Consider the following 22,926-nt stretch of genomic DNA (forward strand, 5'->3'; position numbering starts at 1 on the left):
GCAATCCATGTCATCTGCTTTCTGGGCGGCGTGATCGCCGCAGGAGCCGTTGCGCTGCTGCTCTTGGTCGCACTGATGGGATGACGACGATCGCTGAGGCCCTCGTGCGAGGGCCTCAGTACCCAGTTGGTTCGGTCCGACTGCCCCGCTGGCGGGTCAGCCTCCCCTTGGGAAGCGAGTCAAACGTCTATCTGAGCCCAAGCTCGACAGCAGGCCGAACCCCTGCGATATCCACGAGGTTGCCCAGGCAGACGTCGACAGGTACGATTCGAACACATGTTCGACATACGGCTAGCCGGATCCGCCAATGTGCTACGTTCTGCGCATTGCGGGCCTCAAGCTGCGCAGATTGACACGGGGAACGACGTACGATGAGGGCAATGGGCAGACCTGGGTTTCCTCGGCGGGGTACGCCAGCGGCGTTCGTCGCCTTGCTGGCGGCTGCCCGCGCCCAAGGCGCCAGCATGACCCGCACAAAGGTAGCCAAGCTGCTGTATCTGGCTGACTTGCGAGCCGTTGACGAGCTGGGTCGCCCATGTAGCGGGATTCAGTGGCGCTGGCGCCACTACGGACCGTTTAGCAACGCGCTGCTGCAGGTCGAAGAGGAACTGGTCCTAGACGGCGCCGTCCAACGCGAGACTTGTGAGAACTACTGGGGTGCGGAGCACCGATTGAGGCTGCATCGACCAGAGCCGATTGAGGTGGATGAGGAGTTCGCGGCGATCATCGCGCAGGTAGTCGATGAGTACGGTCACTTGGCAGCTTCATCGCTTCGCGACCTGACCTACCAGACGCCCCCTATGCAGGAGGCTCAGCGAGAGAACGCTCGCGAAGGAGTGCTCGACCTGTTTGAGGGTCGCGTCGTACCGGACATCGGTGCAACGCTCGCCCGCTTCCAGTCCGCGGCAAATCGGCTAGCGCCACAGGACGACGCCGGCGACCCTGACGAGCTTAGGCGCGAGCTGGCTGAGTGGGCGCCCGGACGGGCACGAGCAACGGACGAGCTCAGCTGATGCAGAAGATCGTCACGGGTGGCGTCTACTACGTGTCCGATGAGAAGCTCAGCCTTCCCCCTGAGTCCATTCGACAGGTACACGAGGAGCGTCGGCGCTTCCTGGTACTTAGTGGGTCCGGCACGAACTCGGAGACCGGGTGGCTTGTTGTCACCGGCTGTCCCATCTCAGGATCGACCGGCTTCCGGACTCGGTTTGACGTTAAGCTCGCCGCGAATGAGGCTGGCGTCACCAAGAAATGCTGGGTGCGCGTCCCGGCCATTCAGCCGTTACTCAAGTCAGACCTTGAGGACCTGACGGGGACGCTCACCGCCGACCGTCTAGTCGAAGTGCAGACCCGACTTCTTCAGTACCTCGGCCTCGTCGATCAGCAGGCCTACGAGGAGCCACCCTTCTAGGTTTCGAGGTGCACGCCATTTCCAGATGCCCCTGGGCACTGGCTACCACTCCCATCGGAAGCCATACCCTGCATGCTCGACTGAGGTCAGATGACGATGCACTGAGTTTGGCCTGTCCCTCGACAGATCCCGCTCCTGTATGGGTTGATCGAATGGATCACTCCATACTGCCCACGAGATCTGACGAGGCACTCGCGCACCGTCGAACTGAAGGATCATGGTCGCGTTCTCAACACGGCCGAAGATGGTTCGACGGTACTGACACGCGCGCAAACTGTCTGGCACGATCTCAGCGCTGTACTCAAGTGCCGCTGTCTCGCCGCGACGAAGCTTCCTGGCCAGGAGGATGTCAACCCCTGTTAGAAGATCATTGACCCGACGTGGCCAGCCAGGGGATCCTCCCCGGTGGACGTCGATCGCCTTGAGGTCCCCCTCAAAGCGGAAGGGCACCCGGTGCACATTGTCGTGTAGTGCCCGAATCACCTGAATGACGCGTAGAAGGAACGTTCCGCCCTCAGTTACCCTGCACAGATCGTGCATCGTCAGAGTCTCGTGCTTCGCCTTTGGCACCGAATCTGGGCGCGTGGCAGAGGCGACGACAGGGCCCTGGATGGCATGCTCGTCGGGCGAGCCGGTGAGGTAGAACCAGAGCAGTTGAGCGTCTTCGTCTGCGATGTGGAAGGCCTCGATGAAGAGCCGGAGTGTCCGCGGGCTCAACACTTGACCAGCTAAGGCCCTAGCGACTCGATCTTTGAGATCACGGGCAAGGTAGTCGCCCTCAGCCTCACCCTCCTGCCACAGATGCTTAGCTAGCACCCGGGCCACTGCGGAGTGATTGATGCGGTCATCGTGGAGGAGGCCGGCCTCGCGCTGCCACGCCCGTCTGTAGGCTCCGCGCTGCGTCAGCAGTCGCCGAAGGAGCGTCGCTGCCGCCTCAGTCTGCGTTGACCGTCCCACCACCGTTAGCTACCCATCATCTCCCAGAAACTACAGGATGTTACTGTATTGAGACTCCTGTGCGACATCTCTGCATTAGCCTACTCGTACACCAACGCAGTGGTAGCTGCTTGGAGGTACTGGCTTGGGGCATAGGCGAGACCATCTTGTAGCGCGGACAGGGGCGACCGCATTGTGGGCAGCTTTCAGCGTTGACCGATAGTGCGCTTCGTTGTTTACTAGACGGTAACATGTATGCAGAAGAAGGCGCGGAAATGGAGACAGGGTTCAAGAACGGGTCACTGGCGGACGAGATGCTAAGGGATCCTGGCGGCTATTGGAACCGCGTCGAGGAAAAGGCGAAGGTCGACACCGAGGAGTGGTTCGAGCGCGAGATGGCGCGCCGAGCGGAGTTGCGGCAATCTGCTATGGAGGCTCGCGAACCCAACGAATCCACATCCGAAAAAACTGTCTCCGTCGGAGATTTGTGGGTAGCCCTAGGGAAGGTGGCAATAGCCGCTGTCGCATTGATTCACCGAGCCGCCGCTAAGGGGCTGTCGGCTACTGAACGGCGTCGCAATCATTAATTGACAGCGCGACGGCGTATGCATCAGCCAACAGTCGAAGCGTCAGAATCTGCTCCCTGGTCAGGTCTCCCGACTTAGGAGCATCCACCCTAAGGACCCCGAACTTTGCCTCGCTCGTCGCGATAGGTACGGCAATGTAGGTCTTGGCGTCCTTCCTCATGCCGATCTGCCAGTCTTCAGGATGCGCCTGATCGACATCCTCGACGAATCGATCCGTGTCCTCGTCGAGCATCTTGAACATGTCATCACCGGCCTGCTTGTCGCCTTCAACAAACTCCCTGACCGGGGTGGTTCTTTCGTTCTCGCGATTCCGCCACTTGTCCAGCTGAAGCACTCGCCCCGAGGCCAGTTGCTTGTTCCTGTAGATCGCCGTCCGTACGTCCAGGCCAAGCTTCGCAGCGTTGAGGACAATCTCCTTCATCGAAGCAACCAACTGCGCCTGACGAGAGTCGGAGGTTGCGGCGACGACTTGTTTTAGCCCGTCTAGGTTTGAGCTCAGCGCGCCGTGCGCTTCCGCTCGCGCCTTACGCAGGTCTTCCTTGGCCAGGTTCTCGGCGTCCTTCTCGCGCTGCTCGGCTACTTCGAGCTTTCGCTCAGCCTCGATGGCACGCACTGTCTCGGCCTCGAGCGTCTTCCGGTTCGTGCCGTTCTTCCAGAAGACGAAGACGGTGGCCGCTGCCCCGATGGCAAGCAGCGGCACCTTGATCCACCACGTCGTGATGGCACCGCTCAAGCCGGCGACCGCATACGGGACGGCCGCCAGGGCGTAGAGCACAAGCCAGCCCCACCTGCGCCGCTTGGGACGCGTAGTGGAAGGCTGAACGCTATCGGTCATGGGGGCAGACCATACCGGGAGGCGCCCCCCGTCGTCTCGCCACGCCGAGTCGAGAATCGGGCATTTCGGTCACTAATCGAAGTTGTTGTGATACTATCCGTGCTGCTACGTACCGGAAAGCGCTTGTAGCCCTTAGCGATCATGCTCCTAGCTGCGGAAATTGGAAAGCTGTGACATTGATCACGCTCGACGCGGGTCGTTTGCGCTGCGTAGAACCATTCCGACAAATCGTCCGGGAATCAGTGCTGGTCAGACCATTTGTTCTGCGGGAGGACCCACTTTGGTCGGGCGGGCTCGTGCCGTAGAGGTTACTGACAGGTAGGTGCCAGGGGCTTGCGAGTTCGCCGAGCACGGCACTCGACAGCCGCTCGTGAGATGTCATCCTCTCTTCCTCGCCGGTTCATCCCGGCCCCAGACCATCCCGAATGCCTCCAGCTCCGCGATCTGTGCTTTGGTCAGTTTGCCGCCGCGTTTGCGGTGGCGTTGCCCGGCGATCCAGCCGCCGAGTTTGGTGCCGTCTGGTGCGACGTACGAGGACGGGACGCGGACGTGCCCGTAGGTGGCTCGGTACTGCTTGAGGGCGGCGATCCACTTGGCGCGTCCGTGTTCGATTGCGTCCCAGACCATGCCGAGGGCGTCGAGCTCGGCGATCTGCTCGGGCGTGAGGTTGCCTTTACGGTCGCGTTGGGTGCAGATCCAGACGCCGAGCTTTGCGCCGTCCGGGCTGACGTACTTGACCGGTACGCGCAGGTCACCGTGCTGCTTGCGGTAGGCACGGGCCCGGATGAGCCATTCGTCGCGGGCGGCGTCGACGGCGTTCCAGGTCATGTTCAGCGCGTCGAGCTCGGCGATCTGGGCGTCGGTGAGGGTGCCTTGGCGTTTGCGGTCCCGCTGGTTGATCACCCAAATGCCGAGCTTCATCCCGCCGGGCGTGACGTAGGTGGGCGGGACGCGCAGGTCGCCGTGCTCGGCGTGGTACTCGGTGGCGGCGGCCAGCCCACCCAGCCAGGGTGAGGTGGTGCGCTCCAAGACGCGCAGCGCGACCGCGGCGGCGAACTTCCGGTCGACGCGTTGGCCGGTGAGCTGCAGCCAGGGCGGCAGCTGGTGGGCTTGTCGTGTACCTGGCTGCGCTACGTCGAAGGCGGTGACGCGGGCGCGGTGGGTGTCGAGCCAGTCGGCCAGTCGTTCGTCGTGGGCTCGCAGGGCGCGCAGCACTCGGTAGAGGACGTCCCAGGCTGAGGTGTTCAAGGCGGCGTCTGGGGTTTCGGTGTCGTTGAGCAGGATCGGGATGATGATGCTGGCGGTCTTGCCGGCGGACTGTCCGCGTCGCAGCGCCCGCCCGATTGCTTGCACGACGTCGGTGGCGGAGTCACGCGGGTCGGCGAACAGCACCGCGTCCAGCTCGGGCACGTCGACACCTTCCCCGAGGACGCGGGCGTTGGACACCACGACCAGGCGCCCGGCCGGCTTGTTCAGGTGGGACAGGATGGCGCGTCGGTCGTCGGCGTGCATGGTGCCGTCGACCGCGGCCGCGTACAAGCGTCGCGGGCGTTTACGGACTGGGAGGAGATTGGCGGTGTTCGGCAGGGTCTCGGCGAAGCGGCGAGCCGAGGCCACGCGGTGGTGGAAGGAGATCGCCCGGCGCACCCCGTGGTCGGCGGCAGCCTGCAGCAGCGCGAGCTGGGCGACCAGCATCTGCAGCGGCACGGCTGGTCCTCCGGCGTTGACCACTGCATCGGGTTCGAGGAGTTCGGTTTGGGTCATGGTGGTTACCAGGACCTGGTAGTCGGCCAGCAGGCCGTCGTTGATCGCCTGGGCGAAGGTCAGCTGGAAGACCTCGGGCCCGAAGACGGCCGGGTCGTCCATGCTGGTGACCTCGAACTCGCCGGTCTCCACGATCCGCGGTGTGGCGGTCATGTACAGCCGCCGGCGCGCCGGGATCGCCGCGTCGTCGTGGACGACGTGCCAGGCCCGATCAACCCGGCCAGCGGTGCGATGGGCCTCATCAGCGATCAGCAGGTCCCAGCGGTACGCCTTCTGGCGATGTGCGGCCACCAGCACCGGCAGTGACTTGTAGGTGCACAGCACGGTGACCCGGCCGCGGCGTCGCGTCCAGGCAGCGACCTCGTGCGGCTTGGTGGTGGAGCCGACGTGCAGCTCGTCCAGCTGCTCGCGCAGCCGGTGCGCCTCGACCGTGGCGGTGTCGTCGGAACACACCGCGCCCAGCGTGCCGACCTCATCGCCCAAGTAGGCGACGTACTCCTTGGCCGTCTGCGCCAACAGCTCCAAGGTCGGAACCAGGATTAGTACCCGGCCCGCGCTGGCCACCTGCGCCGACACGGCCGCACCCACCGTGGTCTTGCCCGTGCCGCAAGCCATCGTGACCCGGCAGCGGCCCTGCAGCGCGATCTCAGCCACCACGGCCTTGACCGCTTCCTCCTGGTGCGGCCACAACGCGCGCTGCCCCGTACTGCCTACACGAACACGCCCCACTGATGCCCCTCCCGGTTTGTATGGAATGGAGAAACTCGAAGAGTCCGCGAAGCCGCGGTTAGTCGGTATCCGAGTCGGTTCGCACGCGCATCGGAAATAGTCCGAAGCGGGCGATGCGAGCATGGCGCTGGTCGAGCCGATCGCCCCAGATCTGCACCAGATCGTGAGTAAACGCAATACAGATGTGGGATCGCGAGACGGGCGACCGGATCAGCTCGACCTCAACAGCCCAAGCCGCAAGCTGGGTGACGCAGCCGACCCCAACACGATCGCACCAGTGTTGGATGCGTCGGCGCACCGTCCGAGCAGACACCTCCAGCTGTCGAGCCGCTGCTTCATTGGCGTAGCCACAAACAACCAGCTCCAGCAGCTGAATTTCCCAAGGCGCAAGCTCCAGCAACGGCGACTCGCTGGTTCCTGGCATTGCCGGATCAATGCATTCACTGGTTGTTGAGTCGGCCAGAGGCGGTTCCTGGGACATGAGAAGGTTCCTTGTCGTTACGCGTGGGACGAGTGACAGTCCGGCGACCCTGGCCACATGTCAACCAGGTCGCAAATTCACTGTCGTCTGAGAGATCGAGGGCCAACGACATCCGTTGCCGAGTGGTGGCGTCCGACGGAGGACTTAACTTGAGCCAGGATGAACCCGTCATGCCCCTTGCTACTGACGGTTTGGACAGCCCCCGCTCGTACGCGCGGCTCGTTGTGTAGCGCTCTCACGAGCTCGCGCACGCACTGCACCGAAGGATGGTGGTTGTTGGGGTCGAGGATGGCGCCCTGTCGCACCTGATTGTCGAAGACGATCACCGCGTTCGATGCTGCCAGTTCCAGCGTCCAGCGGAAGTAAGCCGGGTTGTTCGGCTTGTCGGCGTCAATGAAGATGAAGTCAAACTGCCGATCCTGCTGCTTGACCAGCTCGCGCAAGCTGTCAGCTGCCGGACCGGTGCGCACCTCGATGATGTCGTCCAGTCCGGTGTCAGCGAAGATGCCGCGGGCGATCTCGGCACGTTCCTCGTGTAGCTCCAGGCTCAAGATGCGGCCGGCACTGCCCAGGCCGCGGGCCAGCCAAATAGTGCTGTAGCCGAACAGCGTGCCGATCTCGAGCACGTTCGCAGGCCGCTTGATGCTGACCAACAGTTGGAGGAACCGCCCCTGGCTCGGCGAGATGGCGTGAGACAGAGGCAGGCCGGCCTTTCGCCCGGCCTTGAGTGCCAGGTCCAAGGCCGGGTCTGGCGGCATGAGCATGTGTCCGAAGTAATCGTCAATGGCTGTCCACAACGCCTGATTCATGATGCCTGCCTTCGCGAGTCGCGACTTATCTGGTGAGTAAGGAGCGGCCGGAGCCACGGGGAGACTCCGGCCGCTCCCGTTGAGGCCCGCTACAAGTGCGCCGTCGCCCGGGCGAAGGGACGAAATGACGCACCTCTCGGAGTGAGCGAGCCTCGGGCGGTGCGGCGTCGGAGATCGAGGGCCGACGCGCACCAAGCCGGTCAATCGCACGCAGGGCGTTTGCACCATTGTCGAAGGGCTTCGCGTACAGCGTCGGATAGCTCGACGTCCGTCTCGCGACAGGTCCGCAGCAAGTCGGTGGCCAGGTCGAGCGGCAAGACCACCTTCACGTTGTCTGGCGACTCGTCGAGCAACAGATAGACGTCTTTATCGTTAGCGATGATGAGCGGCGGGAGGTTCTCGTCAATGGGGTCGATCGTCATGCGGGGTCCTTCTTGCGGAGTGTCAGGAGTGGCCAAGGACGCGGAGCGTCAGGTCTTCGGGGACGTCGATGTCCGCGCCACCGGCGCCGGTGCCAACCACGACTGCCGTGCCGTACACCGGCAGGCTCTGCTGGTCGGTCTGGCGCACCAGCTCGGTGGCCTTGAGATTGAGCGTCAAGTGCGTCTGCTGGCCGCGTTCGATGCAGTACAAGTGCCAGCCGTCTTCGATGTCGTAGCGAATGTCGACGTAGCCGCCGACCAGCTCCCGGAGCGACACGACGTCGGGCCAGGGTGAGATCTGGCGGATACCTGGAGCTTGCGGTTGCGGCGGAATGACCAGTGCGTGCACGGTTCGTCTCGGTCTCGGTGGTCGTGGGCTGAAGGTCGGCGGTTGGCTCAACGTCACACAGAGCCGTCCGACTGAGGCGGTACCAGTCCTGGCGGCGGGCCGGCGACCGTGTTGAGCTGCTCTAGGTGTTCCTGCCGCCAAGCGGCCTGATCGCGCTTGGGCAGCCGTTCCACCAGCTCCAGCAGCTCGTTGCGGAAGCTCCAGCCGAGCACCTCGTTACCTGCGAGGTACATCTGCGACTGCAGGGCGGAGATCTTGTCCAGGATTCGCTGCTTGCGAGAGGCGTACGAGCTGAGGCTGGTGGGTTGAGTAGTCATGACCGCTCACCTCGCCGAAACAAGCCCAACTGCACTATCGCCGCGCGGTCGTGGCGCAACTCGACCTGCTCCAGAACCGTTTTCACGGGCGCGGTCGCCGGAAAGGAGTTATGTTCCGGCAAGCTCAGCTCGCGCGCCGATGATCCACGAGCCGGAACATCCTGTTGCGGTGCGCCTCCGGCGCTGAGCAGCGGCAAGCACAGCATCGCCAGGGCTGCCAGCCGAATCAGGGAGCGACGAACGAGACGAATGCGTAGGGGCGATGTCAGCCAATTGGCTTCGCGTTGCCGACGCCAACGCTCCGAGCGGCATGGCCACGGCTGACCGTCGAACAGGCACTCCGGCATGTCGAATGCAGCCACAGCCGGCGAGCGGCGGTGGAGATGTGGGATTCGCTCGGCTATCTCGTCGAGCTGCGTGCGCGACCACCACTGCGGCACATAACCGGGTACGGATTCCCATACCTGCTTTGGCTCCAGCGTCACTGTCGTCGTCATGGCTTCGTCACCTCGCTTCCTAGCTGTGCACGGCGGCTGGGGTTACAGGGCGACCATCCCCAGCCGCCGTGACCTGGAGGGAGCGGCCGGTCATCCCGGCAACGCCCAGAACCAGCCAATCGGCGGGGGTGGGCACTAGCCCAGATCAGAATCCGCCCGGAAAGGGCGCAAGAAGGGCGCATGGCGCCCCCTGACCTGGGCAAATGCCTTACGGTTATCCTGACCACGACGGTTTCGGACCGGAACGGGAAGAATGCCCTCGAAACGGCGGAAACTTGCCGAAAGGCGCAAGGCGGTCGGCCTGACCCAAGAAGGGCTCGCCGAGGCCTTAGACGTTGCCGTCTCGACCGTCAAGCGTTGGGAGTCCGGCGAGACCGATCCGTCACCTCATGTCCGTCCCAAGCTTGCCCGCGCGTTGCGGGCTCAGCTGCGTGAACTCAACGACCTCTTGCAGGAGCGCCCAACCTCGATGGGTGCACTATCCGTCGTTCACGAGTTGCCGTCGATCGGATCAGTTCTGCCGTCGCTGCAAGACGGTCTGACCTTCAGCACCGAGCTGGACATCGTGGTGGGCGGGACTCGGCAGTTGTGGGCCGGGGACCTCCAAGGCTCGGTGATGCCCGACCTCATTCCGGCGGCCGAGTTGCTTCGCCCCGTGACGCGCTGGCTGGTCACGCCACCCGGCACATCGCCGCAGCGTCAGGGAACGCTCCGGGTCGGTACCGGCGACGTGGAGGCGGTTCACGCCACGGTGCGGCTGTTCGAGAAGCTGGACCACGACTACGGCGGCGGGTATGCTCGAAAGGCCGCGGTGCAGTATCTGCACAGCTCGATCATCCCGTTACTGGAGGGCAGCTATACCGCTGCGACCGGTCGCCGGCTATTCGCCGTCGCCACTGAGGCGACGTACAAGACCGGCGCCATGGCGTACGACATCGGGCAGCACGGCTTGGCCCGGCAGTACTTCGTCCAGGCGCTCAGCCTGGCCCACGCCTCGGACGATCGGGCGCTCGGCGGTAAGGTGCTCGCCCTGATGAGCCACCAGGCCAACTTCCTCGGCGAGTACGGCGATGCCGTGGACTTCGCTCGAGCAGCCAAGCTCGGCGGCTACCGGCAAGCCACGCCGCGCATCCGGGCTATGTATTGCGCGATGGAGGCTCGGGCGCTGGCCAGCCTCGGCGACCGCCCAGGCTGCTATCGGGCACTGCAGGAGATGGACCGGGCCTTCGGCGAGACCGATGCCGAGCACCACGACCCGGACTGGATCAACTACTTCAACGTGGCCGAGTTCCACAACGAGCTGGCGCACTGCTTCGCCGCGCTTGGCGAGCCCCAGGAGGCGTCACGCTACGCCGCGCTGGCGTTGGCCGAGTCCGGCGATCAGTACCCGCGTAGTCAAACGTTCTGTCGGCTGGCAGTGGCAGCCGCCCAGCTCAGTCCACGCCGACCGGGCGATCGCGACGTCGACCAAGCCTGCGCGCTGGCGGAGGGCGGCCTGTCGAGTGTTGCCAGGCTGAAGTCCAGCCGGGTGCGGGCCTACCTGGATACGTTCAACACCAAGCTCGACCGCTACGCCGACAGCACGGCGGCCGGCAACTTCCGTGAGCGGCAGGTCGCCACGTTCGCAGCCGACGAGTCTTAGCTGGTCAGCTACTCGCCGGGCGTCCAGTCGCGTGGCGCGGTGTCGTCGCGCAGCGAGGCGATCCGCTTCCGCGCTTCCGGCAACAGACGCGGCTCGCGGCCGGTGCGGGCCGCCAGCCAGGTGGTCATGCGCAGCTCGCGGATGGCGACCAGCGTCGCGAAGCCGTCCCACTCGGTGATGTCGTAGCCGTACGCCTGCGTGAAAGCGTCGTACTCGTCACGGCTGTACCAGCCGACGCGGTGGTAGACCGCGGGCACCACGATGTCCCACTCGCGATGGCCGAGCCCGAAACGCTCCAGGTCGAGCAGGAGCAAGCGGCCGTCGCCGGCGCGGACGACGTTCTTGCGGTGCGCGTCACCGTGCACGACGCCAAGCGGCCAGTTGTACGGCAGGTGCGGGTAGGCATCCTCCAGCTCGGACAAGCGAGCACGAAGGAAAGCCCGGTCGTCCTCGGACACATCCGCGGCCTCGATGTGCTCGCGCTGGCCAGCGAACGGATCGTGCGGGGCGAGCAGCCCAGCCGGTGGCGGCGGCAACTGGTGAAGCTGCTGGAGCAGCTCGCCGATCTCCGCCGCCGACGACTGCGCCAGGTCTGGAATCCATTCCCAGAAGCTCGCCGCCAGGCCGTCGTGGACGACCAGCTCGTCAACGTCGCCGGCCACGCGTACCGCGGGAAACTCCAGCGCAGCCAGCCAGTGAGCAATGCTCACTTCCCGGCGCAGGCGCTGCAGCCGTCCGGCCAAGGTCAGCCGCGCGACCAAGCGGTGCGCCGGCAGCCGAAAGACGGCGTTGTCGCCCACCGGGCCCAGCAGCTCGGTACCCTCGGCGTCAAGGCTCAGGCCTTTGCAGATCTCCCGAAGCGCGGCGACGGCCGAGTCGGCGGTCAGCTGACGGTCGGCGGGCTGATCAGACATGCGGAACTGTCCAGGTCACGGAGCACATGGCTGCAACGGTACCGGGGTTCGGCGAGCGAAGTTCCGGCCACCGATCTCACCGGCGAGGGTCGTAGCCTTCAAAGGTCAGCGGCGCCGGCTGGCGGAATAGCGGACGACGGATCGCCTGAAACGGGTTTCAGACTTGGTACTTGTAACGGCTGAGCGGATGCGGGATGGAGCAACTGGTCTCGCGCTCGCTTCGCCGAAGCTAGATCTTCATCGATACGCTTGCGAAGGTCCGGCTCTAGTTCGCGAAGGCTTTTGCCGCGCAAGTACGCACCGGCAACTGTCTGGCCATGGCCCAGGAGACGTTCGGCTGCCTCCATCCCACCAACTGATACGGCCTCGACAAGATCTGTAAGAAGTTGGCGGACCCCGCTGTCGTCAATGAGTGCTGCATTGGCGCTAATGGTTACGAAGTCCCGCTGATACTCGTCTTCAAGGTAACCCTCAAACATCCCGTCGGCGTATCCCTCTCCCTGTGCGTCCATGATGTAGGAGCGGCGGATGCCTACCAGGAGATCGGTACATCGATCCAAGATTGCCTTGGCTGCGTCATCGCTCCGCTGATGCACACGCTTACGCCGCTCCGAGCGCAGGCTGATTATCTGCGTCATCGCTCCGCCAGCGAGTGCCAGTATGCCACCCAGAGCTGTGGGGAGGAGAGTCGTCCAGTCCATTCACCAGTTCTACCTCCGCCGAGGCTGGCGCCGCAGTCGAAGTCTACAGGTTCGGCGCGAATGCACTGATCTTCAGACGTCAAGTTCGTACACAAAACCCCTACGCCAGCGCAGGGGTTTTGGATGCTCGGACCTGAGAATGTTATGCGCCACCCATGCTTGCCTCCTCCTGCTTACTGCTACTTTCATTGTACGCGGTTTGTCCGTTTTGAGACAGATAGTACCGCGACGGCCAGGTCCACGCTATCCCATACGAGTGGTACGGCTTGGGCCGACACTCCGTCACGGTGTAATCCACGGTGTTGGTTTCGCTGTTCACAGTTCGCACATGCACGAGGCTGCCTGCCACACGATCATGGCGAGGCGGAGCGTTGCCGTTCCAGATCATGCCTTCGACGAAACCTAGCGATTGAGGGTCTTCGTCACGCGGGAACCGTACAGTGGTAGTGATCTTGTGAGTCTTGTAGCGTCCGCCGCTTTCCCGGAAGTATGGGTGTTGAACCTCGACGTCATCTTCATGCGTCTGCCGTACCCCGACCGTGATTTCTCGCCGTTTGCCCAGCGGACGATGGGCGTATATCCACCGGTGTACGTATCCCTCCTCTTCCGCGCGTTGCCCATCGAGAAGGACATGATCGCCCATTAGAGATTCGACCCGCACAGTGCCGCGACTCCCTCGGCCAGTCCAATGTGCCCTGAACTCGATGAGCCGAAGACCGCGGCGAGTGGACCGCACCTTTTGCTTTCTGATGTATGTGTAGCGGTGATGGTCACCCACCGGTTCCACGATGAGAAGGCCGTCGAGTTCGAGAATCTCATAGAAGGTCGGGTCATAGATGTGCTCTACGTAATACCAGAAACTCATCATCGTAAGGCCCCACACCCCGAGGATTATCCCGACCGTCAGAGCGACGCCTGAACCGATCAGGTGTCGCAGGAAGGTGAAAGAGCCGAGGACGCCAGTCGCACTCAACGCGAATAGAACGGCACTAGCGGCACGAATCGTCGCAACAAGGTTGCGTAGGTTCTTCAGTGCAGGTCTATCAAGAAGCTTTTCCAGATTCATAGCACCCTCCCCAGCCGACGCCGCATGAGCGGACGGTGTTCAGGCCGTCTCGCGGCCTTCCGTCATGCTCGACAAGTCGACTCATGGCCACGGTGGTTACGTCGCGTAGTCGTGTGTAGGGAGACAATCAAACATCCCTACGGCATAGTGGGAGTAGCTTGATCGACGACGCGGACGGCCAACATGTCTCCACGACCAACCCCCTCCCGTAGCGATGTAACGGCACAGCGGTTCCTGACCCTGGCCGCTGAGCTCATCGATGCTTCGCTTGCGCCAGCCGGCAGGCCCAGACCACCTCGCCTGCGCTCGCTTGGCTTCCCGGCCACGCTGGAATGGCTCCGCGTGGATGACGTCATCCGACTGGCCGAGGAGAGCGGTACACCCGGCCTTAGCCGGAAGGCGTTTACGAATCGCTGGCCACACAAAGACGTCTTCGTTAACGATGCCGTGGTGTATTCACTGCTCTTTCGGGACAAAGCAGCCGATCCCGTCCTGGAGCCAAGTCAGCTCGTGCAACTGCCACAGGCGAGCACGCTGTCAGCCGGGATTATCGACGTAGCGGATGCCCACCTCGACCGCTTGTTTCACGACCCTCGCAGCTACCTCCTGGTTCACATCGGGCCGCTGCTTGAGCATCACCCGGAGGCCAGGTCAGAAGTGCTCCCGACCATTCGTGGGACCAGGGCATGGTTCGACGGCTACACCATGCTCCTGGCAAGCCTAGGGCTCGCACTCCGACCTAGCTGGACGTCTGAGCGCCTCGGGCTCTGTCTCCAGGCGCTACTGGACGGCTTCCTCTTCCGTTATCGCATCCAGCCGGAGGACTACCAGCCGACCCGTTGGGAAGGCGCGAGCCTGTTCGCGGACGCCGTGATCGCCTTCTGCTTGGGCGTGATCGACGTCGATCGATCAAGTCAGACCGCACGCGAGGCGCTAGACGCCGCGGTGGCGCGCAGCCAGGCATAACAAACGGTCGGTGTAACCGATCACGACGATCGGCGACACGTACCCAAACGAAGTGCCGGTTCGGTTCGGAGTTGCCATGGTCTACACACCTTCGACCACTGAAGAGTTCAACACCTGGCGTGAGGGTCATCCGGACGGCTACCTACTGAACCACTACCGCCGGCCAACCAAGATCTACCTGATCTTGCATCGCGCCACGTGCTCGTGCTTCGAGCGTGATCAGGAGTACGTCGGTGAGTACGGCAAGACCTGTGCTGCACGCATCGTTGACCTCCGCGTCTGGGCACAACAGGTGGTCGGAGCAATCAACGTGGCGGAATGCGGACGGTGTAAGCCGGTGTAGCTCGGCTTGCGGCAAACGCGTAGTCCACCTACCAGATACTTGCCCTTACGTCGTAGTAGGAGACAGGCACTGTCCACTCCCAGTGACCAGGAGCCGATTCGCCATCGTCGCTCGGTCGCCCGCACTGGCAGGACCACGGCTCGACACCATCACCCTCGACGGGCGACCAGAAGCGAAACCTGATCTCCTTGACCGTAGGGTGCGTCTTGTCGTCCGGCCAGTGTTCGATCTCGAAGGACTGAGGCTGGTTGGCGCGGATGACCAACGGCATGCCGATCGGTGCGGACGCGTTGGGGCCCATGATCGCCGTTGCCCGCACCCGGAAGTCGCGAGGCAGAACGACTGAGCCCATCAGGGCGCTGCGACCCCCACCGTCCTCAGAGTTCGTTTCCACATCCCCTTTGATCTCCGCAGGAGGAGTAGGACGCAGATCGTCATGCCGTTGATCGCGTTCGAGCTGAGCAGTCGCGGCTGCCTCGTCGGCTGAACGGCGGGCAGCTTTGGTTGCTGGAATCGCGATGAAGACGGCAGTCAGACCACTCACGGCGCCGATGACCCCAGTCACCGCGCCTGTCATTCCAAGCCAATCCATAGCGGCAACGTAGCCCGGCGCTTCCGCCCTGGTGGCTCGACCCGCCGGGCGGAACGTCACGAGTCGGCAGGGCCAAGGACCTGCATGAACAGCGATTCCAATGCTGATCAGATGTTGCGCTCAGTCGAACATCCCCAGAAAGGCCTCGAAGTCATCCGCCAGCTTGGTCACGTACTCGTACGACGGCGCCTCAGCTCCGAGCAGGTCGGCCTGGTCATGGTCGGACCACCACACCGAGCCGACGTCCTCACCCTTGACCTTCAAGGCAACGGTGCCGCCGCTGCCGTGGGCGATGCGGATCAGGTCGCGGGGCAGCAGCTCGTCGAAGCCGTGGTACTGGTCGGTGATGTTGTAGGTGCCGTCCAGACCGACGAACGTCTTGACCGTGCCGTCGACGGACTCGATCTCGTAGAGCTTGTCCGGGTGACCGCCGCCGGTACGCCCCAGCCACGAGCGGTAGGGCTCGGGCAGCCGGACGCCGAGCTTCTGCTCGGCCTCGACCAGCTGTTCTTCCGAGACTGGCCCCCAGGCCCTGACCTCAAGCATCGTCCGTCCTTCTGGTTCCAAGTCGCTGGCTAATGGCCCACCCACCATGGTGGCGGGTGGCGTCGTGTACGTCGGTCGGCACCAGCAGCAGGGTCCGGCCGTCCTCGTGATGGTGCCAGGTGTACCCGGCCTCATCAAGGACCTCGCCGGTCTGGTCGTGCCAAGCCCGCCGGGCGCGCCGTTCGTCGGCCTTCCGGGTCGGCCCGAAGCCCTCGTCCAGCTGCACGATGGCGGTGGCGTAGCGGGCGAACTCCGGGAACGCCTCGTAGGAGAACTGCACGCCATCCGGGTACGCCGCCTTGAGCTCGTCGGTCCAGCTGTCGTAGAAGACCCGGCCCGCGTAGCTGGCGTTAATTGGCTTCCTGCCAAGTACGTCCGTGGTGCGCGCCACGCCCTCGGCACTGGCCGCCTGGCGCTCCTCCGGCGTGTGCTCGGGGTTGAACGCCGCCCGCGTGCCGCCGAGCGGCGAGTACGGGTTCTCGCTGCGGTCCCAACCACCGGTGACTTCGGCTCGAGTATCCGCGCCCTCCGCCGGCGCCGCCGCGTCCGGTCGCTCCTCAGACGAAGACTCCGCGTCCTCGCTGCGAGCCTCGGACGATGCGTCATCCCGGTCGTGGTAGACAACCTTGCCCCAAACGAACGACACCCGCGGTTCGGACGGCTGATCCGAGTCCTGTGACTCGGAGCTGCTGTCAGCTGGGCCGCTCCAGCCGGGGAAGTGCCGCGTCTCGCCACCGCGCTCGGCCCAGTAGGCAGCTTTACGCTCGTCCAGCGTCTGCGGGCGGTCGAGTTGCGATGGCTCTGGTTGCTCGATGCGCGTGGAGGGCTGTGACTGACCGAGGTTCGTCGCGGCCGTGGGCGCCTGTTGGGCGATCTCGCCAGGTTCGGCTGGCTGGTCTGGATGGTGTTCTCTGGACCCGGCGTATGGGCTCGTGGGCCTGTCCGGGGCGTTGTCTTCGGGCTCAGCTGGATCGACCTCCCACCAGCTACGGATGCCCTTCCCAAGGTCCTGCGGCTCGGTGACTTCTGCGGGACGGTCCTGCTCGCGCTGGTCGGGTGCTTCGATCGGCTTGGCCGCGGTCGTAGTCGATCGATCCTCGCGAGCCGCAGGCAGGATGTGGTCTGGTTGGCTGTCCGGGAGGTCCTGGGTGCGCTGTTGCTCGGCCAGCTGGTGAGGTGGGAGATCTACGGAAGACGCAGGCTTCTCCGGCCTGGCCGCCTCTGGATCGTCGGCGTGGTCGGCGTGCCTGCCGACTGACGGTTTCTCCGTCGCTTCGTCGGCCTCCGCCGGTTGGTCACCGGCACCCGAGGAGTCCTCCGACTCACCGAAAAGCTCGTCGTACAGTTCCCTCGGCTCTGGGAGTCTGTACGGCAGTGGGCGATAGGCCGGTCTGGTGAAGTCGAGCGGACGATTGTCACGAGGACGCTGCGCATCGTCGTCGGGCGGATGATCGCTGCCGCCGGATCCCCGGTCGATCGGCACAGAAGATGATTACACGAACAGTTGTCCCATGACCAGCTACGCGGCGCCTGGCGTCCCGACGAGCGACATTCCTCGGCACCTTGAGGCACAGCCTTCAGCCCTCCACAGTCATCAGCTTGACGGGCGGTCTGGTCAAGTACTCCAGGCGAACTGGCCATGATGCGCCGAGGTACTCGTTGATGAGAACGACCAACTCTGATCCGCCGATGAGCTCGATACGACCGTTCCGATCAGCCTCACGTGTGGCATCTCGTGTAAAACCTGATGTTGCAACGAGCACGCCTCTGTTGGCACGTTCGTTTGAAATTACGCCGGCAAGCGCCCGAACTATCCGGACGCCAACGCGAGAACTCATTCGCTTGCACTCGATGAGTAGGTGTTCTTTCCGGCCAACAGCTGAGAAGCGTGCTACGACGTCTCGACCACCGTCGTGCGACCTGGGGGTGACTTCGACCTCATAACCCATCTCCTTATAGAGGTGGGCGACCATACATTCAAGCGCCTGTGGCGAAAGGCTCAGCAGCAGCCTCCGCCGACTCTCCGACGACTCAGGTACACCGATATAGCGCGCCTGTATGACCATCTCAGCATCTTGAATCGCGTGGACCATATTGTCCGTAAGGTTCCACATGTGCGCTAGGAGATAGGTCTCCAGAGCCTGCAACGCAGTATGCGGACGATGTGGCAATAGTCTCTGCACCCATTGGATACCTTGCCAAGGAAGGTCAGCGTTCGCGTGCTCGTGGTATCGAACTACACGTTGGAAGTGAATGTCCTCAGACAGCCGTGCAAGGTGCGCCTTGTCCTTACGTTTTCGACTGTCACGCAAGTCCAGATAAAGCTCGTACAGAAGGTCGTCTTTGGCCAGACTACAGGATGGGAGAAGCAGATGCTGGAGCACCATTTGAACCTCTGCGTCCGATCGGTCCTGAGCGGACTTGAGATACTCCTCGCGAACTTGATCGTCAGGAAAGTACCAGACCATTCGACGGTCATCCAGACCTAGGTCATCGGCCTCGTCCTCATAGAGCTCATCCAGCCAGCGACGCAAATTCTCAGAATCGTTCAATATCGTCACTCCCACCGGGTCGGCGCCGCCGTCAAGATCCCCAGTGCGGCTCGCACCACCTATGAACCACAACGGAGAACTATATCGTTTGAGCGTGAGGGCTCCGCGAGCGATGTTGAGGACGAGGCCATAGAAGCGCCCCTAGCTACCGAAGACCCAGCCTGGGTCGAACCGCTCCAGCACGATCCGGATCGGCACGCCAAGAGCCTGGGTAACGTGCCACAGTTCGATCACATCCAGCCGCCGCTCGCCGGACTCGTACTTGCTGACGAAGGACTGCGGCACCTCGAGTCGCTGAGCGACCTGCACCTGGGTCAAGCCGGCCTCGCCCCGCAGCTCGCGCAGTAGCTCGCAGAGCCTGCGGTACTCGGCGGAGTAGATCGACTTTTCCATCGACGCCAAGCCGACCGCCTGGCTTGCAATATCCCAAAATCGGATACTGTGGTGGCGGCCATGGCTGACCCAAAGGAGGTGGACCATGATCCGCAACGGCGGCGGAGGCGGCACCTGCTGACCAGTAGCCCCTGGCGAAGATGGGCATCCCCTGGATGAGTGGGCCGGGGGATGCTCACGTTTCGTGTTCAAATGCTGGCGAATTTCTGGTATAGTCAGTTCAGTAATTATGCCCAGCCTGCTTGACCAGCTCTACCAGTCCAAGCTGCAGCTCATCGCCGTCGTGTCGGTCGTTGGTGGCGTTGGCTTGCTAATCCTGGCGCAGTGGCTGGACGTTGCAGCGCTCTCAGGCTGGGTACGGTGGCTCCCCGTCGGCGAGCTCGGTACAACGCTCTTCTCCACGGGCCTGCTGGCCATCTTCTTCGAATACGTCGATCGCAAGCACGGTGAGCAACGGGCCGCGGAGCGCGTTCGTGAGGCTGTACGCCAGGAGGCGCCAGCGATCCGCGACGCCGTGCTCAACAGCTTCGCGTTCGAGCCGGCGAAGCTCCGTAACGTCGCCTCGGTCGAGACACTGGATCGGATCACTGCCAACGCCCTTGGATTGCGGCTCGGCGACCAGGAACTCGCCGCCGAGCTCTACGTCGACACCCGCAATCAGGTCATCCACTCGCCGGAGCGGTGGCGAGACGTCGATGTCTCGGTCATGCTGACACCCTGGAACGGCGGACCGACCTCAGGACCGGGCTCCATGCTTGTCGCCACCATCCGCTGGGAGTACCGCACCACGCCGGCCAACCCGACGCTCCGCTTCGCGTGCGTCTCCGATCCCGAGCAGTACCGCGAGCTGATCCAGGACCCGGCCATGACAGGCACCTGGCACTTCGACGCCTCGGCTGGCCTGGACGTCACCTCGAAAGAAGTCTTCGAAGTCGTCCAGTCGACCGTCAACGGCCGCGAGCGGCCGATACACCGCAGCCGACGCAAGGGTGCGCAGCTGTACAGCGTGCCGCTTGGCGACGAACTCGACCAGGGGCAGGTGACTGTGTCGTTCACCTACCGCGTGCTGGTACAACGGCACGGTCATCTGCTCTATCTCGAGGTACCCAAGCCCAGCAGGAACTTCAAGGTGCAGTTCAGCCACCAAGGCTGCGGTATCCGGCGGGTCAACGCACTCGACTTCATCGCCAGCGAACGGCTCTCACGCGTACAGGAGCTGCCGAGTCCGAAACCCTCGTCATCGGTCTCGATCGGCGTCGACGGCTGGGTGTTTCCGCGGTCGGGTGTGGCGTTCGTGTGGGTGCTGGAGGAGGAGATGGCAAGAGCAAGAGGGAAGAAACTCGCTTCGAACGAGCTGTAGTCGGCACGTCGCCTTGTGCTATCGACGCAGGTGATGGTTAGGTCGTCCCGTCGGCTCCGGGGAGCCGTACCGTAGGACGCCACCCGACCTGTGGTTGTTCGCTGGTAGAAGGAGCTCAGCTCGTCCCGGCATACGCACGTGGCGGGCAAACACCCATTGGAAGCTTTCCTGATGCGTTGAGGTCGGCGGCGCATGGAAGGACTGCTCATGGCACGTGACCTGCTGGCCCGCATCGCCCGTAACCGGACCATTTACACCGGCGAGACCTACATGATGGCCCGCCAGGAAGCCAGTCAGCTCGGACAAGGCGCCCCGATCATCCCGTCGACCAGAGCCGACCAGGCCCAGTTTGAGTCGCTCATCTTCGAAAAGCTAGCTTGGCCAAAGCTCCTGACGATCTATCCCTTCGGGATCCGACGAGTACGCCCTCGAACCGACTCGCTCCTCATTGAGTTGGAGAGCGATGCCATGGTCAGCCAAGCCGTTCAGGCCCTGCTTCCCGCCTCAGCTGAAGGACACGACGTCTACGGAGTCCCGGGGCTGCGGTTCCGGCAAGTCGATGAACGCAGCATCGAGCTCTACCGCGCCGGGACGACTACTTCAGTGCTGCTCGCCGGCTTCGAGCCCTGGGTGTGGCACCAGGCAGCCAAGGAGTACGAGGCCTCGGTGGCCGAGATGGGGCTTGAAGCCTACTGGCCGGTCAGCACCGACACCTTTGTCGATTACGAGGCGGAGTTCGACCAGCGATACGAGAAGCCGTACGAAGGCTCGGCCTGGCTTGGGAGTGGGCTACTGCGCCGAACTCGCCTGATCATCGCGGTCGGACGTCACGTCAGGACTACCGCCTGGGCCAACGCCGCGACCCGCGGCACCACCTGGTGTATCGAGATGGAGCACGACCTCGGCGAGCGGATCGACCACGGCGAATACGCCCGCGCCCTCGCCCTACCGAACCTCGGACTCCCCGTGGAGGTCAGCCGGGTATGGTGCCATTGCGACAAGGAGCGGCCGTACTGCGTGGTCGACCTCGACGGCACCAACGGTCACCTCGGACGTGTGAACCTCCGGTTCATCCAATACGCTGACCGGTTCTCCGATTACGACAAACAACCCGATCCTATTCAGAGCATCAAAAACCTCTGGGCCAAAGATCGGCAGCGACTTCCTGGATAGCGATATCACCCCTCATGTGATTCAAGGTGCTGGCACCCGAGTAGGACTTCGTTGTCGCCGTGCGCGGTAGCGGCTTAGGGGAGTTGGTTACGAGCGATGACTGCAATTCGGTCTGACGGTCCGACAACGACCGGCGGGCGCGATCGACGAACTCGGCTCATCCGTCTGGGCGTGGATGTACCGGCACTCCACATGACCGGTACAGCTGGTCGGCCTCCGCAAAATTATTCTGTGCAGCCGACTTGTCGCCTGCGTGGTATGCCACGTATCCGAGTCCTTCAAGCGCACGCGCGCGGTGATACACGGCTTGGATCTGAGCAGCTATTTGCTCCGCCGTGTCGTAGTTTTCGCGTGCCTCATCGAAGCGACCCCAGCTCCTCAGGCTGTCCCCGTAATCGATTCTAAACTCGGCATCCAGTTCCGGGTACGTGGATGCGTCGTTGACCGCCTCTTCGTGGTATCTGGTTGATTCCTCTTGCCTGCCGAGCAGGCGCAAAGCGATAGCGATGTTATTGTGGGTTGAAGCCTCGTGCGCTCTCCGGTTGGCCCGGGTCTGCCGGTTAAGAACATTCTGGAACATTTCGAGGGCCTCTTGCTCGCGTCCTGTCTTTAGATATACAACGGCCTTGGTTCCGAGCGCATTAGTGATACCCTCCTCATCTTTCTCGTCCACGAGAATCGAGTACGCCTGCTCCAGGTACTCCAACGCCTCCGAGTACATCTCCATGCGCATATACATGGAGCCTACATTGCTGAGAGCCCTGCCTTCCCCTCGACGATCCCCCACGTCGCGACAGACGGCCAGAGACTCCTTGAACCAGCGAAGGGCTTCGCGATGCATTCCCCTGAAGGCGTAAGTGTTCCCGAGGTTGAGGAGAGCCCGTAGTTCCGTTGGGCGGTCGCCGCGCTCCCGCGCCCGCACAAGCACCTGCTCGGCACACTCGGCTGCTTTATCGAACTGGCCTGTTGCTCCATAAAGCAGTCCGAGATTTCCATAAGACCATATTGCTCCCTCATCGTCTTGAATACCAGTAAACAGTTCGGCGGCCTGTGAAAGTGCGGCTTCTGCCTCGGAGTGCTTTCCAAGTCGAATGCATGCAACCCCAGTCTCATGAGTGCGCCGGCCTCGCCAGCAACCTCCTCCCGAGCATGAGCCAGTGCTGCGGCGTCGCTGTGAAGCTCATATCCCTGCCAATACAACGCGGTATTATCGTAGTATCCGTACAGGGTGGCCGAAAGATCGATCACCGCTTCGGCGAAGCCATCACGCTTGGCGAGCTCGATGATGGCTGTAAGGTTTTCGGACTCGTCTTTCAGCCAATTGTGTGCGAGTTCAGGGCTGTCGATCACGGGTAAGGCGCCGCCAAAGGTTGGTAGAGTTGGGCGACGTTTCATGTACTGAGGTGCTACGAGATTTACGCACTCCAAGGCGACGTACTTGTAGTAGTCGACGAGTCGAGTGAGAGCTTGCTGAACCTCGGCAGAGTCGTCCTCGTCCCTTGCCTGCTCACGCGCGTAGGCAGACAAGAGATCGTGCGTTG

General features: G+C 63.1%; 26 protein-coding genes and 2 pseudogenes. 9 read left to right on the forward strand and 19 right to left on the reverse strand.

From position 1 onward, the window contains the following. Window positions 1–464 precede the first annotated feature (464 nt). Window positions 465–1,013 carry a Panacea domain-containing protein gene (locus tag ACYVF6_RS36090; RefSeq protein ID WP_460528127.1) on the forward strand — a complete coding sequence of 183 codons (549 nt, stop codon included), beginning with the start codon at window positions 465–467 and terminating at the stop codon, window positions 1,011–1,013. Next, on the forward strand, window positions 1,013–1,411 hold the full coding sequence (locus ACYVF6_RS36095) for a type II toxin-antitoxin system PemK/MazF family toxin (protein ID WP_460528129.1): 399 nt from the start codon (window positions 1,013–1,015) through the stop codon (window positions 1,409–1,411). Before ACYVF6_RS36090 ends, ACYVF6_RS36095 begins: the two co-directional genes overlap by 1 nt. A 42-nt stretch (window positions 1,412–1,453) precedes the next feature. On the opposite strand, the gene ACYVF6_RS36100 is transcribed toward ACYVF6_RS36095, so the two are convergent. Further along, on the reverse strand, window positions 1,454–2,368 hold the full coding sequence (locus ACYVF6_RS36100; protein ID WP_460528131.1) for a hypothetical protein: 915 nt from the start codon (window positions 2,366–2,368) through the stop codon (window positions 1,454–1,456). 230 nt (window positions 2,369–2,598) lie between these two features. Between ACYVF6_RS36100 and ACYVF6_RS36105 the strand changes: the two genes are divergently transcribed. Next, a complete protein-coding gene (locus tag ACYVF6_RS36105; protein ID WP_460528133.1) occupies window positions 2,599–2,934 on the forward strand; it encodes a hypothetical protein in 336 nt (111 codons plus the stop codon). On the opposite strand, the gene ACYVF6_RS36110 is transcribed toward ACYVF6_RS36105, so the two are convergent. The 8 genes from ACYVF6_RS36110 to ACYVF6_RS36145 form a co-directional block, all read right to left on the reverse strand. Then, window positions 2,909–3,769: a hypothetical protein gene (locus ACYVF6_RS36110; protein ID WP_460528135.1), complete on the reverse strand. Its 861-nt coding sequence runs from the start codon at window positions 3,767–3,769 to the stop codon at window positions 2,909–2,911. The genes ACYVF6_RS36105 and ACYVF6_RS36110 overlap by 26 nt on opposite strands. 378 nt (window positions 3,770–4,147) lie before the next feature. Beyond that, on the reverse strand, window positions 4,148–6,262 hold the full coding sequence (locus tag ACYVF6_RS36115; protein ID WP_460528137.1) for a helicase associated domain-containing protein: 2,115 nt from the start codon (window positions 6,260–6,262) through the stop codon (window positions 4,148–4,150). A 58-nt stretch (window positions 6,263–6,320) separates the two neighbouring features. Beyond that, window positions 6,321–6,743, reverse strand: a complete 423-nt coding sequence (locus ACYVF6_RS36120) for a helix-turn-helix domain-containing protein (RefSeq protein WP_460528139.1) — start codon at window positions 6,741–6,743, stop codon at window positions 6,321–6,323. A 77-nt stretch (window positions 6,744–6,820) separates the two neighbouring features. Then, a complete protein-coding gene (locus ACYVF6_RS36125) occupies window positions 6,821–7,552 on the reverse strand; it encodes an O-methyltransferase (protein WP_460528141.1) in 732 nt (243 codons plus the stop codon). Window positions 7,553–7,752: 200 nt separating this feature from the next. After that, entirely contained in the window at window positions 7,753–7,974 is a 222-nt protein-coding gene (locus ACYVF6_RS36130; RefSeq protein ID WP_460528143.1) for a hypothetical protein, read from the reverse strand. A 22-nt stretch (window positions 7,975–7,996) separates the two neighbouring features. Then, window positions 7,997–8,323 carry a DUF3846 domain-containing protein gene (locus ACYVF6_RS36135; protein WP_460528145.1) on the reverse strand — a complete coding sequence of 109 codons (327 nt, stop codon included), beginning with the start codon at window positions 8,321–8,323 and terminating at the stop codon, window positions 7,997–7,999. A gap of 53 nt (window positions 8,324–8,376) precedes the next feature. Next, window positions 8,377–8,640, reverse strand: a complete 264-nt coding sequence (locus ACYVF6_RS36140; protein WP_460528147.1) for a hypothetical protein — start codon at window positions 8,638–8,640, stop codon at window positions 8,377–8,379. Further along, complete coding sequence (locus ACYVF6_RS36145; RefSeq protein WP_460528149.1) at window positions 8,637–9,137, reverse strand: hypothetical protein; 501 nt, start codon at window positions 9,135–9,137, stop codon at window positions 8,637–8,639. The genes ACYVF6_RS36140 and ACYVF6_RS36145 overlap by 4 nt, the downstream gene beginning before the upstream one ends. A gap of 253 nt (window positions 9,138–9,390) precedes the next feature. Between ACYVF6_RS36145 and ACYVF6_RS36150 the strand changes: the two are divergent. Beyond that, window positions 9,391–9,570 (forward strand): annotated as a pseudogene (locus tag ACYVF6_RS36150) (helix-turn-helix transcriptional regulator); the annotation flags it as partial. Between the two features lie 36 nt (window positions 9,571–9,606). Continuing rightward, entirely contained in the window at window positions 9,607–10,779 is a 1,173-nt protein-coding gene (locus tag ACYVF6_RS36155) for a hypothetical protein (RefSeq protein WP_460528695.1), read from the forward strand. Between the two features lie 8 nt (window positions 10,780–10,787). On the opposite strand, the gene ACYVF6_RS36160 is transcribed toward ACYVF6_RS36155, so the two are convergent. The 3 genes from ACYVF6_RS36160 to ACYVF6_RS36170 all read right to left on the reverse strand — a co-directional run bounded on the left by ACYVF6_RS36160 (window position 10,788) and on the right by ACYVF6_RS36170 (window position 13,460). Then, complete coding sequence (locus tag ACYVF6_RS36160; RefSeq protein WP_460528151.1) at window positions 10,788–11,693, reverse strand: aminoglycoside phosphotransferase/kinase family protein; 906 nt, start codon at window positions 11,691–11,693, stop codon at window positions 10,788–10,790. A gap of 98 nt (window positions 11,694–11,791) precedes the next feature. Next, the gene (locus ACYVF6_RS36165) at window positions 11,792–12,394 is read right to left on the reverse strand and encodes a hypothetical protein (RefSeq protein ID WP_460528153.1); all 603 of its coding nucleotides are present in this window, start codon (window positions 12,392–12,394) and stop codon (window positions 11,792–11,794) included. A gap of 142 nt (window positions 12,395–12,536) precedes the next feature. After that, on the reverse strand, window positions 12,537–13,460 hold the full coding sequence (locus ACYVF6_RS36170; protein ID WP_460528155.1) for a hypothetical protein: 924 nt from the start codon (window positions 13,458–13,460) through the stop codon (window positions 12,537–12,539). A gap of 342 nt (window positions 13,461–13,802) precedes the next feature. Here ACYVF6_RS36170 and ACYVF6_RS36175 point away from each other — a divergent pair, with 342 nt between their 5' ends. Beyond that, complete coding sequence (locus tag ACYVF6_RS36175) at window positions 13,803–14,426, forward strand: hypothetical protein (RefSeq protein WP_460528157.1); 624 nt, start codon at window positions 13,803–13,805, stop codon at window positions 14,424–14,426. 76 nt (window positions 14,427–14,502) lie between these two features. Further along, window positions 14,503–14,769 carry a hypothetical protein gene (locus ACYVF6_RS36180; protein WP_460528159.1) on the forward strand — a complete coding sequence of 89 codons (267 nt, stop codon included), beginning with the start codon at window positions 14,503–14,505 and terminating at the stop codon, window positions 14,767–14,769. Between the two features lie 28 nt (window positions 14,770–14,797). Here ACYVF6_RS36180 and ACYVF6_RS36185 read toward each other — a convergent pair whose 3' ends face one another. The 5 genes from ACYVF6_RS36185 to ACYVF6_RS36205 all read right to left on the reverse strand — a co-directional run bounded on the left by ACYVF6_RS36185 (window position 14,798) and on the right by ACYVF6_RS36205 (window position 18,852). After that, window positions 14,798–15,361, reverse strand: a complete 564-nt coding sequence (locus ACYVF6_RS36185) for a hypothetical protein (RefSeq protein ID WP_460528161.1) — start codon at window positions 15,359–15,361, stop codon at window positions 14,798–14,800. 120 nt (window positions 15,362–15,481) lie between these two features. Then, window positions 15,482–15,907, reverse strand: a complete 426-nt coding sequence (locus ACYVF6_RS36190; RefSeq protein WP_460528163.1) for an SMI1/KNR4 family protein — start codon at window positions 15,905–15,907, stop codon at window positions 15,482–15,484. After that, window positions 15,900–17,390: an HNH endonuclease signature motif containing protein gene (locus ACYVF6_RS36195; protein WP_460528165.1), complete on the reverse strand. Its 1,491-nt coding sequence runs from the start codon at window positions 17,388–17,390 to the stop codon at window positions 15,900–15,902. Before ACYVF6_RS36195 ends, ACYVF6_RS36190 begins: the two co-directional genes overlap by 8 nt. Before the next feature lie 94 nt (window positions 17,391–17,484). Then, the gene (locus ACYVF6_RS36200; RefSeq protein WP_460528167.1) at window positions 17,485–18,459 is read right to left on the reverse strand and encodes a restriction endonuclease; all 975 of its coding nucleotides are present in this window, start codon (window positions 18,457–18,459) and stop codon (window positions 17,485–17,487) included. A gap of 141 nt (window positions 18,460–18,600) precedes the next feature. After that, window positions 18,601–18,852: a helix-turn-helix domain-containing protein gene (locus tag ACYVF6_RS36205; RefSeq protein WP_460528169.1), complete on the reverse strand. Its 252-nt coding sequence runs from the start codon at window positions 18,850–18,852 to the stop codon at window positions 18,601–18,603. 184 nt (window positions 18,853–19,036) lie between these two features. On the opposite strand from ACYVF6_RS36205, the gene ACYVF6_RS36210 reads away from it, so the two are divergent. Then, the gene (locus ACYVF6_RS36210; RefSeq protein WP_460528171.1) at window positions 19,037–20,212 is read left to right on the forward strand and encodes a hypothetical protein; all 1,176 of its coding nucleotides are present in this window, start codon (window positions 19,037–19,039) and stop codon (window positions 20,210–20,212) included. A 207-nt stretch (window positions 20,213–20,419) separates the two neighbouring features. Next, complete coding sequence (locus ACYVF6_RS36215) at window positions 20,420–21,385, forward strand: hypothetical protein (RefSeq protein ID WP_460528173.1); 966 nt, start codon at window positions 20,420–20,422, stop codon at window positions 21,383–21,385. Window positions 21,386–21,542: 157 nt separating this feature from the next. On the opposite strand, the gene ACYVF6_RS36220 is transcribed toward ACYVF6_RS36215, so the two are convergent. Continuing rightward, window positions 21,543–22,118, reverse strand: a complete 576-nt coding sequence (locus ACYVF6_RS36220; protein WP_460528175.1) for a tetratricopeptide repeat protein — start codon at window positions 22,116–22,118, stop codon at window positions 21,543–21,545. 3 nt (window positions 22,119–22,121) lie between these two features. Next, window positions 22,122–22,478 (reverse strand): annotated as a pseudogene (locus ACYVF6_RS36225) (tetratricopeptide repeat protein); the annotation flags it as partial. Window positions 22,479–22,926: the final 448 nt, after the last annotated feature.

The sequence above is a fragment of the Flindersiella endophytica genome, from assembly GCF_054779015.1.